13 protein-coding genes are annotated in these 14,277 nt (G+C 34.4%); 9 read left to right on the top strand and 4 right to left on the bottom strand.

Annotated features, from left to right (window positions below):
* The first annotated feature begins 28 nt into the window (after positions 1-28).
* From RWO76_RS03390 to RWO76_RS03355, 8 genes are all read left to right on the top strand, one after another.
* On the top strand, positions 29-1,159 hold the full coding sequence (locus RWO76_RS03390; RefSeq protein ID WP_314354298.1) for a PIN/TRAM domain-containing protein: 1,131 nt from the start codon (positions 29-31) through the stop codon (positions 1,157-1,159).
* A gap of 287 nt (positions 1,160-1,446) precedes the next feature.
* Positions 1,447-2,385, top strand: a complete 939-nt coding sequence (locus RWO76_RS03385; RefSeq protein ID WP_314354296.1) for an ABC transporter ATP-binding protein — start codon at positions 1,447-1,449, stop codon at positions 2,383-2,385.
* 11 nt (positions 2,386-2,396) lie between these two features.
* Positions 2,397-3,566 carry an ABC transporter permease gene (locus RWO76_RS03380; protein ID WP_314354294.1) on the top strand — a complete coding sequence of 390 codons (1,170 nt, stop codon included), beginning with the start codon at positions 2,397-2,399 and terminating at the stop codon, positions 3,564-3,566.
* Positions 3,566-4,660 carry an ABC transporter permease gene (locus tag RWO76_RS03375; RefSeq protein WP_314354293.1) on the top strand — a complete coding sequence of 365 codons (1,095 nt, stop codon included), beginning with the start codon at positions 3,566-3,568 and terminating at the stop codon, positions 4,658-4,660. Before RWO76_RS03380 ends, RWO76_RS03375 begins: the two co-directional genes overlap by 1 nt.
* Positions 4,661-4,727: 67 nt before the next feature.
* Complete coding sequence (locus RWO76_RS03370) at positions 4,728-5,462, top strand: DUF554 domain-containing protein (protein ID WP_314354292.1); 735 nt, start codon at positions 4,728-4,730, stop codon at positions 5,460-5,462.
* A gap of 49 nt (positions 5,463-5,511) precedes the next feature.
* Positions 5,512-5,829: a heavy metal-binding domain-containing protein gene (locus tag RWO76_RS03365; protein WP_314354291.1), complete on the top strand. Its 318-nt coding sequence runs from the start codon at positions 5,512-5,514 to the stop codon at positions 5,827-5,829.
* A gap of 545 nt (positions 5,830-6,374) precedes the next feature.
* Positions 6,375-8,690 (top strand): formate C-acetyltransferase, encoded by a 2,316-nt coding sequence (pflB, locus tag RWO76_RS03360; protein ID WP_314354290.1) that lies wholly within the window; start codon positions 6,375-6,377, stop codon positions 8,688-8,690.
* Between the two features lie 130 nt (positions 8,691-8,820).
* A complete protein-coding gene (locus tag RWO76_RS03355; protein WP_314354289.1) occupies positions 8,821-9,102 on the top strand; it encodes a hypothetical protein in 282 nt (93 codons plus the stop codon).
* A gap of 27 nt (positions 9,103-9,129) precedes the next feature.
* On the opposite strand, the gene lacD is transcribed toward RWO76_RS03355, so the two are convergent.
* The 4 genes from lacD to RWO76_RS03335 form a co-directional block, all read right to left on the bottom strand.
* Positions 9,130-10,134 (bottom strand): tagatose-bisphosphate aldolase, encoded by a 1,005-nt coding sequence (gene lacD, locus RWO76_RS03350; RefSeq protein WP_314354288.1) that lies wholly within the window; start codon positions 10,132-10,134, stop codon positions 9,130-9,132.
* A gap of 64 nt (positions 10,135-10,198) precedes the next feature.
* On the bottom strand, positions 10,199-11,359 hold the full coding sequence (nagA, locus tag RWO76_RS03345) for an N-acetylglucosamine-6-phosphate deacetylase (protein WP_314354286.1): 1,161 nt from the start codon (positions 11,357-11,359) through the stop codon (positions 10,199-10,201).
* 35 nt (positions 11,360-11,394) lie between these two features.
* Positions 11,395-12,564, bottom strand: a complete 1,170-nt coding sequence (locus RWO76_RS03340; protein ID WP_314354285.1) for an SIS domain-containing protein — start codon at positions 12,562-12,564, stop codon at positions 11,395-11,397.
* Between the two features lie 25 nt (positions 12,565-12,589).
* Positions 12,590-13,321 carry a GntR family transcriptional regulator gene (locus RWO76_RS03335; protein ID WP_314354284.1) on the bottom strand — a complete coding sequence of 244 codons (732 nt, stop codon included), beginning with the start codon at positions 13,319-13,321 and terminating at the stop codon, positions 12,590-12,592.
* 282 nt (positions 13,322-13,603) lie between these two features.
* Between RWO76_RS03335 and sdaAB the strand changes: the two genes are divergently transcribed.
* Complete coding sequence (gene sdaAB / locus RWO76_RS03330; RefSeq protein WP_314354283.1) at positions 13,604-14,275, top strand: L-serine ammonia-lyase, iron-sulfur-dependent subunit beta; 672 nt, start codon at positions 13,604-13,606, stop codon at positions 14,273-14,275.
* Positions 14,276-14,277 lie beyond the last annotated feature (2 nt).

Here is a 14,277-nt window from a genome sequence, read left to right as displayed (position 1 = left end):
ACTTTATTAGATAAGGAGGGAGAATAAAATGGATTTATCTTTTAAAGGTCAACTTTTTGCCAAACGAATGATCAGCCTTATCTTTGTAATTGTAGGCGGTAGTTTGGGAGTGACCTATTTACCATCATTTTGGGAACTAATAGGGATTTCAAATGAATGGTTAAATTCTGCTGTGGTTAGTGTAGTGATTGGAGCTATTATTTTCTTTTTTATTTCATTAGTATTAACAAAACCTATCATGACAGGATTTAAAAAATTAGAAAAATTAGTGAATCAATTATCTGTTACGTATTTAGTCTTTGGATTATTAGGGATGTTGCTTGGATTAGTAGTTGCTTCATTTATTAGTTTACCACTAACAAATTTACAAATACCGGCTATTACACAAGTGGCACCAGTAGTATTGAGTATTATTTTTGGATATTTAGGATTTTATATTGGAACAAGTCGCAGAGGAGACTTTCATAAATTATTGAGTTTAAAGAAAAAAACAGAAGAGCCTCAAGTGCTTGAAAGAAAAGTGGATGATGCTTTCCATAAGTACAAAATTTTGGATACTAGCGTGATTATTGATGGACGAATTTATGATATTGCGCAAACAGGATTTTTAGAAGGAGTGTTAGTCATTCCAGTATTTGTACTGAATGAATTACAATATATTGCAGATAGTTCCGATAGTGTGAAACGAGTTCGTGGTCGTAGAGGATTAGATATTTTAAATGCTTTACAAAAAGAATCAAAAGTTCCTGTTGAAACATATGATGGAGACTATGATGATATTACTGAAGTTGACCGTAAGTTAATTCGATTAGCTAAAGCGATTGATGGAGTGATCATTACGAATGACTATAATTTGAATAAAGTTAGTGAATTTCAAAATGTTCCTGTCTTCAATATTAATGCATTAGCAAATGCGATTAAACCTGTTGTGATTCCAGGGGAAATGATGAAAATTCAAGTGATTAAAGCTGGAACTGAAAGGCAACAAGGGGTTGCTTATATGGATGATGGAACAATGATTGTAGTTGAAGATGGTCAGCATTATATGAATCAAGAACTCGAAGTTATTGTAACAAGTGCGTTGCAAACAGCAGCAGGGAGAATGATTTTTGCAAAACCTGCTCATTCGCAAAAGAAAATGAATAAACCAGAAGAATAGAATCTATGGATTTGTAAAAGTGGGAAGAAACAAAAATGTTTTTTCTCACTTTTTTTGTATTGAAAAAAATGACTAAAGTCATTTTAGTTGGTGACGAAAGTCAGTAGGCGGGGATAGGAATAATTTGTATAATAAGGATACAGTAAAGAGAAGGGAAGAGAGAGTATGATGACTTATCAAAAAGGAAAAGAAAAAATTGTAATCGTCATATTAGGAATACTCTTAGCTCTTGTCGTTTATAAATTTTTCTTACATTAATGAGTACTAACTGATAAAGGAGAACAAATATGGCATACGTTGAAATTCAATCTATTACAAAATCATTTGATGAAAAAAAAGTATTAAATCAAGTATCTTTTGAAATTATGAAAGGGGAATGCTTTGGATTATTAGGGCCTAATGGTGCTGGTAAATCAACCCTAATTGATATTATTACTGGATTAAAGAAAACAGATCAAGGAGATGTCTTGATTGATGGGCGTTCGATTAAAGAAGACGCGTTGACGATTCGACAAAAATTAGGAGTCGTTCCACAAGAATTAGCGATTATTGAAGAATTAAATGCAGTTGATAATTTAACGTATTTTGGTGGACTATATGGCTTATATGGGAATACGTTAAAAGAGAGAATTGCAGAAATTCTAGCAGTAACTGGCTTAGAAGAAAAGAAAAAAGAAAAGGTAAAAACTTTTTCAGGTGGGATGAAGAGACGATTGAATATTGGGATTGCACTCTTACATCAACCAGAATTTTTAATTTTAGATGAACCAACGGTTGGTGTTGACCCACAATCGAGACAGCATATTTTTGACTTTTTAGAAACTTTAAATCAACAAGGAACAACTATTTTATACACTTCGCATTATATGGAAGAAGTGGAAGCATTATGTGACCGTGTATTTATTATGGATCTTGGAGAAGAAGTGGCATATGGAACAAAAGAATATGTGAAAGAATTAGTAGGTTTAACGTATTCTATTGAAGTAGTACTGGATCGTATTCCACAAGGATTCGAGCAAGTGGTGCTAGATAGTGAAAATGGTATTCAAGAAGTAACGGTTGAAAATCGTCAAATGAATTTAGTCGTGGATCGTTCGATTTACTCTATGATGAAATTTATTTCTTTAGTAGAAGAAAATCACTTAGTCATTAAAAAAGTTTCAGTCAATGAAACAACATTAGAGGAAGCCTTCTTGAAATTAACAGGAAAAGCATTACGAGATTAAAGGAGAGTAATATGAAATTTTGGTATTTTTTAAAAGCAAATCTTCAGATGATGTTCAAACAGTTTCATATGCAGTTTTTTATGATTGTATTAGCGCCTTTAGTAATAGGACTGTTTATTAATTTTTCAGGGAAAAATGTCATTGAACGTAAACCGAATAAAGTAGATACATTATTATATGTGGAAAATCAAGATCAAGAAGTGTTAGGAAATATTGTCCAAAAAGCACTTGAACAATTGAATGAACGAGAAATCATTGTCATGACAACGGATAAAGAAAAGGCAGAATTAATTGCTACCATTCCAACAGATTTTTCCAAAACTGTATCGGAAGGACAGCAAACAAATCCGATTCAAATACAAAAGAAATCAAAAGTTTCAACTAGTAATCAATTGACGTATGAAATCATTTTGAAAAATATTACAGGTCAATTATTAGAGCAAGTGGAATTGAAAGAATTGGTGAAGAATAAAAAACAAGTGGATGATGCAACAGCAGCTGTATTGTCTACGCAAATTCTTCAAAAAACAAATGAGGTTCTTACTACAGAACTCTATCAAAGAAATGATTATCAAACGAGTCGAATGCTAACAAGCGAGCAATACTTTTCTACTGCGCAATTAACGATGATTTGGTCCATGGTTTTATCAATAGTGGTGGCAGGTGCTGTGAAGCCTGAATTAAGTGGATTAAATAAACGAGTGAAATTATTACCACTTAGTGTTCGGCAAAGAGAAACATATGGATTCATCTCGAATTTTATACAATTTTATATTTTCACCTTATTATATGTAGGAAGTTGGAAGGTGATTAATCCATCAACCTTTAACGGTAATCTATTTGGGATTGCAGGAATTTTAGCCATTCAACTATTTGCGATGCTTTCGATAGCAGGATTTGTAAGTATTTTTATTACGGAGAAAACATTAGGAATATTTTCTTCTATTATCTCACTTGGATTTGTTCTTTTTTCAGGAGCTATTCCACTTGATAAAATGAGTCCAATGTTCCATTGGTTTGGAGATAATCCATTTAGAAGAGTATTGATTGAACCAATCATTCGTATGATGCAACAAGAATCGGTAGGAGATTTTATAATCATCTATGTTGTAATCGTCATCGTGGCTTTACTGATTACTGAATTACAAATTCGTTGTTTACAAAGAAGGGAGGAATACTGATGGATTTATTAAGAGGGATAGGCTTTCATATTAAAAGAATCGTAAAGAGTCCAGCATTGATAGGTCAAATGGTGATTCTTCCAACAATAGTGACACTTTTTATGGTATTCATTCAATTATCGAGTACAAATAAAAACAGCACAAATACTTCTTCATCCACTCCTTCATTAGCAATTGTATTGGAAGAAGGAAATGAAGAGTTTCAACAAGAATTAGAAAGTTTATATTCGAAAAATGTTTTTTATACAGATAAAGAAAGAGCTCTAAACGAGTTAGAAAAAGGATATATTCGAAGCGTATATGTTGTTCCTAAAAATTTTGTGCAATCTTTAGGAAATGGACAAAAAAAACAGATGGAAGTGTACAGTCGTCAAAAACAAAAAGAAGTTTTATTAGAACAGGATATGCAAGGAATCTTGCAAAAACAATTAGTTGATACAGCTCTTCAAAAAGAAGGCATATTAGAAAAGGGAGAATTATTCAAGCAAAGTGAAAATCAACTCGTTCATTTTGAAGAAAAAAATGCAACAACTGTAAGCTATGTGTTATTGCTATTGTTAGTGATGTTTTATATTTTGTTTAATGTATCTTCTATTTCGTTTGACTTAATTACCTTTAAGAAAAATTATGTATTAAAACGTTCATTATTAGCACCACGTTCGAATGCGTGGATTACAAAGAGCTTTTTGGGAGCTTACTTTGTAGTGATGTTTGTTGCGAATTTATTTATAATTTTCTTTATGGATAGAGTGATGAATGTAGGAATTCCAAATTGGTTTAACGTTTGTTTATTAGTTGCAAGTGGAATTATTTATAGTTTGAGTCTAGGATTATTTTTATTTAGAATTTTTAAAAATCCAATGATGGCACAACAAGTAGGAGTTTTCGGAACCCTTTTCCTTGCGGGACTTGGAATGGCACCAAAACTATTTCAGTCTGGGATAATCGACATTGCTGCTCATTTTAGTCCAGTTTATTGGTTTGTTCAAATCATTGATCGTCAAGAATTACTTCCAGGCATTCCAATGGTATTAGTGATGGCACTTGTATTCTTTACGGCAGGGAATTATCGTTTAGAAACTTATGTTGATTAAGAAGTATTGCATCAATTTTTGAATAATGGTAGGATGAATAGAAAAATTATCAAGCTGAGGAGATTGTATGCCAGTAGGAATTATTATCAATTCATTTGCCATTTTATTAGGAGGAATTGTTGGTGGGTTTGCCGGACATAAAATTCCTTCGGAAATCAAAACACAATTAAATTTAATTTTTGGATTATCTGCTATGATGCTAGGAATCACTTCCATAGGATTAGTAAAAAATATTTCAGCAGTCATTCTATCTATGATTATAGGAACGATTGTGGGAATATCTTGTAAAGTAGGATTAAGAATCAATCAATTGGGACAATTACTGGAACGTCCAGTAGCGAGATTTAGCAGTGGAGGTCATGGGGAATTAAGTCAGGAAGAATTTTTGATGCAATTAGTAACAGTAATCGTATTATTTTGTTTTAGTGGAACAGGAATTTATGGTTCGCTTGATTCTGGAATGACAGGAGATCATAGTATCTTAATTGCAAAATCTATTCTAGATTTTTTCACGGCTGCTATTTTTGCTTGTAATGTTGGATATGTTGTTTCATTAGTGGCAGTACCACAATTTATAACGTTCTTTTCGCTATATTTATTTGGGACACAAATTTTACCTTTGACCAATCCGGTGATGTTAGCGGATTTTAGAGCTTGTGGTGGCATGATTATGTTAGCAACAGGCTTTCGAATCATTAAGGTTAAAATGTTTCCAGTAGCCGATATGATTCCCGCAATGCTCATCGTAATACCGATAAGTTGGGGATGGGTTAATTGGATTCTCCCATTGATTACGGGATAAACTGGGTGTATAATAAAATTGATAAAAAAATCACAAAGGAGTGGTTAGGATGATTATTACAACAACACCAACAATTGAAGGACATAATATTGTTGAATATAAGGGAATTGCTTTTGGAGAAGTCATTTCAGGGGTAAATGTATTAAAAGACCTTGGAGCAAGTTTTCGTGATTTCTTTGGTGGCCGTTCTCAAGGGTATGAAGAAGAATTATTAAAAGCTCGTGAAGATGCTCTTCGTGAATTAGAAAAACGTGCAGCTAATTTGGGAGCGAATGCTGTTGTCGGAGTGAAAATAGATGCTGAGACAGTAGGAACAGGTGGTATGTTAATGGTAATGGCATCTGGTACTGCTGTTGTTGTTGACTAAAATCTTTATTAAGAGATAGAAATTATTTATAGGGGTGATGGTTTTTCCATCCTCCTTTTTTAGTTTGTTTTTAAGTCGTTGAAAAAATCACAGGATGTATTACAACAGTAAAAAGTTATACTGTAAAAAATAGTTGAGAATCAATAATTTTTAAATGATTCTATTAAATAATAAAAGGAAAAATGCAAGCGGATACAGTTGAATCAAGCTTTTTTGAAATTGAATGGTTTAAATAATAATAATTTTAACAGATGAATACAAATATTTTATAAATCTTATCTGTACTAAACTGTATTAATACAGTTAGTTCAAGGTGTTCTATTTTGTTGAAAATTAGTTATTTTAAGGTGGAGAGCTTTAAATATAGGCTTTTTAATAGTTTTTCTTTATAAAAAATTAACAAACTGCTTGTATTAAATATCACTTATGTGAAAAAATAGTACAGATTTTTGTGATTATTCCATTGATAATTATTGAGAAACGATGTATAATGTGCTTGTTAAAAGAAAAACAAAAACAAAACCCAAAAGAAAAGAGGAAAATAAATGGTTAATAAAGCAGTTGTAGAATCCCAAGAACTTTTTGAAAAAGCTTGGGAAGGCTTCAAGGGTGTAGATTGGAAAGAAAAAGCAAGTGTATCTCGCTTCGTTCAAGCTAACTACACACCTTATGATGGAGATGAAAGCTTCCTTGCTGGGCCAACAGAACGTTCACTACACATTAAAAAAGTAGTAGAAGAAACTAAAGCTCACTATGAAGCAACTCGTTTCCCAATGGACACTCGTCCAACTTCTATTGCTGATATTCCTGCTGGATATATCGACAAAGAAAACGAAGTAATCTACGGTATCCAAAATGATGAATTGTTCAAATTGAACTTCATGCCAAAAGGTGGTATCCGTATGGCGGAAACTACTTTGAAAGAAAATGGATATGAACCAGATCCGGCTGTTCACGAAATTTTTACAAAATATGTAACAACAGTTAACGATGGTATCTTCCGTGCTTATACTTCAAACATTCGTCGTGCTCGCCACGCTCACACTGTAACTGGTCTTCCAGATGCTTACTCACGTGGACGTATTATCGGTGTTTACGCACGTCTTGCTTTATATGGTGCAGACTACTTAATGCAAGAAAAATTAAACGACTGGAACTCAATTGAAGAAATCAATGAAGAAACAACTCGTTTACGTGAAGAAATCAGCTTACAATACCAAGCATTACAACAAGTTGTTCGCTTAGGTGACTTATACGGAGTTGATGTTCGTAAACCAGCGATGAACGTTAAAGAAGCTATCCAATGGGTAAACATTGCCTTCATGGCTGTCTGCCGTGTTATCAACGGTGCTGCTACATCTCTAGGTCGTGTGCCAATCGTATTGGACATCTTTGCAGAACGTGACCTTGCTCGTGGTACATTTACTGAATCAGAAATCCAAGAATTCGTTGATGATTTCGTTATGAAACTTCGTACAGTTAAATTTGCTCGTACAAAAGCTTATGACCAATTGTACTCAGGTGACCCAACCTTCATCACAACTTCTATGGCTGGTATGGGTAACGACGGTCGTCACCGTGTTACTAAGATGGACTACCGTTTCTTGAACACTCTTGACAACATCGGTAACTCTCCAGAACCAAACTTGACAGTTCTTTGGACTGACAAATTGCCATACAACTTCCGTCGCTACTGTATGCACATGAGCCACAAACACTCTTCTATCCAATACGAAGGTGTAACAACAATGGCTAAAGACGGATATGGTGAAATGAGCTGTATCTCATGCTGTGTGTCTCCACTTGACCCAGAAAACGAAGAACAACGTCACAACATCCAGTACTTCGGTGCTCGTGTAAACGTTCTGAAAGCCCTTCTTACTGGTTTGAACGGTGGTTACGACGATGTTCACAAAGACTACAAAGTATTTGACATCGATCCTATCCGTGACGAAGTTCTTGAATTCGAATCAGTTAAAGCGAACTTTGAAAAATCTCTTGACTGGTTGACTGACACTTACGTAGATGCTTTGAACATCATCCACTACATGACTGATAAGTACAACTACGAAGCTGTTCAAATGGCCTTCTTGCCAACTAAACAACGTGCCAACATGGGATTCGGTATCTGTGGATTTGCTAACACTGTTGATACATTGTCAGCTATCAAATACGCTACAGTTAAACCAATCCGTGACGAAAATGGCTACATCTACGATTACGAAACAATCGGTGAATACCCACGTTGGGGTGAAGATGACCCACGTTCAAACGAATTGGCAGAATGGTTGATCGAAGCTTACACAACTCGTCTACGTAGCCACAAACTTTACAAAGACGCAGAAGCTACTGTATCACTTTTGACAATCACATCTAACGTTGCTTACTCTAAACAAACTGGTAACTCACCAGTCCACAAAGGTGTATACCTCAACGAAGATGGTTCTGTGAACTTGTCTAAACTTGAATTCTTCTCACCAGGTGCTAACCCATCTAACAAAGCTAAAGGTGGTTGGTTAGATAACTTGAAATCATTATCAAGCTTAGATTTCAGTTATGCAGCTGATGGTATCTCATTAACAACTCAAGTTTCACCTCGTGCTTTAGGTAAAACTCGTGATGAACAAGTAGATAACTTAGTAGCAATCTTAGACGGATACTTCGAAAGCGGCGGTCAACACGTTAACTTAAACGTAATGGACTTAAACGATGTTAAAGATAAAATCTTATCAGGTGAAGACGTTATCGTACGTATCTCTGGATACTGTGTAAACACTAAATATTTAACTCCAGAACAAAAAGCTGAGTTAACTCAACGTGTATTCCACGAAATCTTATCTATGGATGATGCTTTAGCATAAAAATAGAACTTAAATGGAGACCACCTAGCCTTGGCTAGGTGGTTTTTTATGCTAGAATACTAGATTATCCTATTGAAAACGTTATAAGAATTGTGTATAATACAACAAATATCAAAAGTAGGTGAATGGAATGAGAGAGTGGTATAGAGAACTACGTGAAGATTATAATGTTAGCCGTTCATATCATGAAGGATTTTGTGAATGGTATATTAAAAGAAAAGCACCAGATAGCGTTAGACAAATCTTAGCTTATTCCATCTTTTTCTTCGGAGTATATTTATGGACGAACATACAATTAAGTATATTATTAATTGAATTAGGTTCAATAGGATATATTTTAATTGTATTGTATGAGTGGATTCAAAAACTGAGAATGAAAAATAAAAACCAATTAAAAAAGGCTGGAGAATAACTCCAACCTTTTTTATTGTTTATTAACTTATTTTACTTCTACACGATCTAACCATGAAGTAGCTGTTTCATCTAATACAACATTTAAGTCTTCAATATTTTTGCGACCAGTTGAAGCTAACCATTCACGACCTTTGTCGTCTCCTTCGTTAGCATAAACTGCAACTGAATCTTTCCAAGTAGCACGTCCACATAATACTCCATTAAATTTAGAACCTGCTTCTTGAGCAAAGCGTAAAGTTTCTTGGAATAGTGATGCAGATACACCAGCACTTAAGAAGATAAATGGTAAGTGAGTGATTTCTGATTGTTCTTTGAAGTATGCTAAAGCTTCTTGACGAGTATAAACTGGTTCAACACCTTCTGCTGTAAAGCCTTCTACAAAGTTCATATTTACAGGAACTTCAACTTTTAAGACATCTACTTGATAACGAGGATCAGAGAATACTTTCATCGCATCATTTACTTTATGAGGTTTTAAGCCTGCATAATGAGCAGATTTTACATCTTCATTACTTGCATCATAAGAAACGATTTCTAAGAAGAAAGGAATATCTTCAGCAGTACATTCACTACCAACACGTTCTACCCATGCATGTTTGATATCGTTAATGGCTGGATCTTCATCAATATCATAGTATAGTAATACTTTTACAGCATCTGCACCGATTTCTTTAATACGTTTTGCTGACCAGATTGGTAATAAATCAGGTAAGCGTCCAACTTCAGTAGCATCATAACCTGTTTTTTCATATGAAATTAATAATCCACAATCTGCATTTCTTTTTTCTGCAGCTGGTAGCCCGTATTCTGGGTCTAATAAAATTGAGCTTGAATATTTTGTTAATTCTTCAGAAATTAATTCTTTAAAATGAATAATTCCTTCATCACCTGTTTGGTCTGGATTTCCAGCAGCAATCATTTTTTTAAGAGAACCACGTTGGTCGATAGCTAATGCACCGATGACATGATTTTCATTTGATAAACGACGTAAATGTTCGTATTTTCCTTTTGTAACTGTATGTTTTGACATATTTAACACTCCTAAACTTGTTTTTAAGGATTTCTCACGCCTTAATTTCTCTGTCTAACTTTTATTATTTTTCAAAATAAGCTTTACCGTCTAAATAAGTAGCTTGTAATTGTAAGTCGTCATCTAATACGATAAAGTCTGCAGCGTATCCTGGATTTAGATGTCCACAAACATCATCAATTCCAACTGATTTTGCAGGGACTAAACTAGCCATTAATAAAGCTTCATGAGGAGTTGCAATTCCCCATTTTACAACATTTTGTACTCCTTGGATTAGTTCTAAAATACTTCCAGCAAGGCTACCGTTATGTTTTAATCGAGCTGTTCCTTCTTTTACAATAACGTCAAATTCTCCTAATGTAGATTCGCATTCACCTAATCCACCTGCACGCATACAGTCTGTAATTAAAGCTGTACGGTGTCGACCGCAACAATTCATGACAATATTCGCAGCAACTGGATGAACATGGTGACCATCACAAATTAATTCGTCAAACACATCAAATTCATTTGGAAGAGTTAAGGCTGCTCCAACTACACCTGGTTCACGGTGGTGAAGTCCTCGCATGCCGTTATAAGTATGAACGAAAATATTTGCACCTGCTTCAACTGCATTTTTACATTCTTCATATGTTGCATCTGTATGAGCTAAGGCAACGTAGATATCTTCTTTTACAGCATGTTTGATAAAGTCAACGGCTCCATCACGTTCAGGAGCAATCGCAATTTTCTTCACCCAACCATTTGCTTTTTGTTGCCATTCATCTAAAATTTCTGTTTTTGGATCCCCCATATATTTAGGATTTTGAGCCCCTTTATGGATTTCACTAAAGAAAGGCCCTTCTAAGAAAATCCCTCTAATTTTAGCTCCAGGAATTGACGTTGCATTGTCTCCGATTGTTTGACAGACATCATTTAATAATTCTCTAGAAGCTGTTAAAGTAGTTGGTAAGTAAGAAGTAACTCCGCAACTAGGTAAACCATCAGAAATAGTTTTTAAGCCTTCTACATCATTATCCATTACATCTGCGCCTTTATATCCATGAATATGTGTATCAACAAGACCAGGTGCAATGCTATAAGCCGAATAGTCTACAATAGAACCGTCCGTTGGTTTTTCTTCTTGAAACTCTCCGAATACTCCAGAATCTAATATTGGTAAATACCCAGGACCTTTTACTTTTTTTTCAAAATAAAATTGTTTTGCATAAATATAAGTAGTCATAATATCCCTCCTTTAAATCATTTATGAATTTATATTTATTGAATGTTTAGCGGATGGATTGTTACACCTTTTACAACACGGTTTACTGTTCCGCTTGGAGAAGGTGTGTCTGGTTTGTTTCCAACTTTAATAGAAGATAGTAAACCAATCGTTTGACCAAAAATAGCATATGGAAGAGCTAAGTAAGCATCTGGAATAGATGAAAATTCTTCTGCAAAATCAAAGCTAGTTCCTTCATATTTACTTTCTACAGATACTCCGACTGCACATACTAGAGGTGCGATGCTGTCTCCATACATTTCTTCTAAAATGTCTAAGTCGTATTGACGTGTATAAGCATCATTTGAAACAAATACAAATGCTAATGAACGAGAGTCAACGAATGATTTAGGACCGTGACGGAATCCCATAGATGAATCATAAATTGTTGCAATTTTACCCGCTGTTAATTCTAAGATTTTCAATTGTACTTCTCGAGCTAGACCTGCTAATGGACCAGAACCAAGATAAATCACACGATTATAGTCTAAGTCCACAAATTGTTGTAATACATGTTCACGTTCTAAAACACTTTCTCCCATTTTACGAATAGCTGTTACAAATGCAGCTTTTTCTTCAACAGAATGTCCTTCATCAAAAATTAATAAAGCTGTTAAAGTCATACAAGTAAAGCTACCAGTCATTGCAAAACCAGCATCATTTGAACGAGCAGGCATCATTAGTAATAAATTACGGTCATCACCAGGTGCTGCTAGAGCTAATTTTCCTTCTGGAGCACAAGTAATGGTAATTTGATAGAAGTCTTTGACAATTTGTTGTCCTAATTGAACGCTGGCTAAACTTTCTGGAGAATTACCGCTACGTGCAAAAGATACTAAAATTGTAGGAATGTCTGCTTTGAAATAATCTAATGGATTACTCACTAAATTAGTTGTTCCTACTGATTGGAATTCAAAACGATCTTCACGACCATGACGTTTTAAATAAGGTAAAATTGTATCTCCTACATATTGAGATGTACCAGCACCAGTGAAAATTACGCGATAACGTTCATGTGGTAATGATTTTAAGAACGTTTGAATACGATCTAAGTTTTCTGCATAATAGTCAAATGCTTCCTGCCATAATTCTGGTTGTTGACGAATCTCACGAGTTGTGATTTCCGCAGTTAGTGCTTCTAGTTGTTCTTTTGAAAATTGAAACATTTCAAAACCTCCCATGTTTGATTGTTTAATGTGTATTTCTATGATAACGAACTTTATAAAAGAACTGGTCACTTCTAGCAACGCTTAATGTAAACTCAATCACATGATTTTCGCTATTGACACTTGTCCTCTTTAAACGCAAGCAAGCAGCATGCATTGGGACTTCCAATATAGGTGCCTCATCCTTTGTTAAAATACTCGCTGAAAATTCTTCATCTGCATAATTGATTTTTTGTTGAAAATCATCTGAGAAAACTTCATATAAAGAACGATTTTGTAATTGTTCTTGTGTGAGGTTAGGGAATAGTCTAGCGGGTAAGAAGGTTGTCTCTTTCATCATTGGAATACCATCTGCAAATCGAATACGTTTGAGTCGATAAATATATTCTCCTACTTGAATTCCTAATTGCTGAGCAATATAACTATCAGCTTTATAGTAATGAAAAGCTGTAATGATAGTAGAAGGAGTTCTCCCTAATTCTTTCATTTGTTCTGTAAAACTGTAACCTTCTAGTAAATTTTGACGTTCTTTCCATTGACTAGAAATAAAAGTGCCTTTTCCATGGCGTTTATAAATGTAGCCTAATGTTTCTAACTCTTTTAATGCCGTACGGACAGTGGTTCTGCTAACTCCATATTCTTTACAGATTTCTCTTTCCGACAACATTTTTTGGTGAACCTGTCCATGTGTCGTAATATATTCTATTAAGTCAAAGCTAAGTTTGGAATAAAGTGGCACTTGTTCAGTTTCTACCATGTTCTTTCCTCCTTTCGAAATCATGTAACGTCTACTGGTCATTACCAGTTAACTATATTGTAAGTTTATTAAGGAGATAAGTCAAGAAGACACTGAAAAATAATTGTATAACTAATAATTTGAATTGAAGAAAAGGAGAGATTTCTAAGAAATCATAAGTTTAGGTATAGAAAAAAATGATTAGTTGTTCGTACTTTTTTGAATAAGGTAAAATGGTTGGAAACTTGACGAGCTTCCTAGAAAAAAAGTACAATAAAGGGTACAAAAGAGAGGGGTATCATTGTGGATAAAGTGTTCAATTATAAAAGTTGTTTCGATATTATCGGTCCTATTATGATTGGACCATCAAGTTCACATACGGCAGGAGCGCTTGCGATTGGAAGATGCGCTAGGCAATTGTTTGGTGGAACTCCTAAAAGTGTCCAATGTATTTATTATGAATCATTTGCTCAAACTCATAAAGGACATGGTACAGACTTTGCGATTATTAGTGGTGTTCTGGGATTTGAAACGGATGATGAACGTGTTCCACAAGCAGTCGAAATTGCTACTAAAGAAGGGATTTCTATTGAATTTATCGAAAGAGATGGTCCAAGTCCAGTAGCTCATGCGAATACAGCTGATTTAACGTTGATGTCTGCAACAAGACGAGTACGTTTAATTGGAACTTCTATTGGTGGAGGAACTGTGGAAATAAAATATGTGGAAGTAGATGGATTTATCTCCAATCTTTCAGGACCATTACCGATTATTTTAGAAATTCTACCAATTGAAGAAGCTTCAACAGTGGAACCTCTATTAGAAGAATTTGGTATTTCGATTGGGAAACAAAAAGAATTAAAGGAAGGTTCATCACGCTTTATTAGTTATGAATTGAATGGATTAATTTCTCCAACTCTTCAAGAAAAATTACAATTCATTCAACAAGAAAAAACAATCTATGTCTTTACATAAAG

Origin of the sequence: uncultured Granulicatella sp. (assembly GCF_963521425.1) — a bacterium.
Lineage (GTDB): Bacteria > Bacillota > Bacilli > Lactobacillales > Aerococcaceae > Granulicatella.
Note: the sequence above shows the minus strand (reverse complement) of the source record. Positions and strands in the feature narration are given on the sequence as shown.

What these genes read in the sequence shown, in the direction of transcription:
- RWO76_RS03380 (WP_314354294.1), top strand. Translation starts at nt 2,397, where the DNA reads ATGAAATTTTGGTATTTTTTAAAAGCAAATCTTCAGATGATGTTCAAA.
- lacD (WP_314354288.1), bottom strand. Translation starts at nt 10,134, where the DNA reads ATGTCAAAACATACAGTTACAAAAGGAAAATACGAACATTTACGTCGT.
- RWO76_RS03355 (WP_314354289.1), top strand. Translation starts at nt 8,821, where the DNA reads ATGAGAGAGTGGTATAGAGAACTACGTGAAGATTATAATGTTAGCCGT.
- RWO76_RS03340 (WP_314354285.1), bottom strand. Translation starts at nt 12,564, where the DNA reads ATGTTTCAATTTTCAAAAGAACAACTAGAAGCACTAACTGCGGAAATC.
- RWO76_RS03365 (WP_314354291.1), top strand. Translation starts at nt 5,512, where the DNA reads ATGATTATTACAACAACACCAACAATTGAAGGACATAATATTGTTGAA.
- nagA (WP_314354286.1), bottom strand. Translation starts at nt 11,359, where the DNA reads ATGACTACTTATATTTATGCAAAACAATTTTATTTTGAAAAAAAAGTA.
- RWO76_RS03385 (WP_314354296.1), top strand. Translation starts at nt 1,447, where the DNA reads ATGGCATACGTTGAAATTCAATCTATTACAAAATCATTTGATGAAAAA.
- RWO76_RS03390 (WP_314354298.1), top strand. Translation starts at nt 29, where the DNA reads ATGGATTTATCTTTTAAAGGTCAACTTTTTGCCAAACGAATGATCAGC.
- RWO76_RS03375 (WP_314354293.1), top strand. Translation starts at nt 3,566, where the DNA reads ATGGATTTATTAAGAGGGATAGGCTTTCATATTAAAAGAATCGTAAAG.
- RWO76_RS03335 (WP_314354284.1), bottom strand. Translation starts at nt 13,321, where the DNA reads ATGGTAGAAACTGAACAAGTGCCACTTTATTCCAAACTTAGCTTTGAC.
- RWO76_RS03370 (WP_314354292.1), top strand. Translation starts at nt 4,728, where the DNA reads ATGCCAGTAGGAATTATTATCAATTCATTTGCCATTTTATTAGGAGGA.
- pflB (WP_314354290.1), top strand. Translation starts at nt 6,375, where the DNA reads ATGGTTAATAAAGCAGTTGTAGAATCCCAAGAACTTTTTGAAAAAGCT.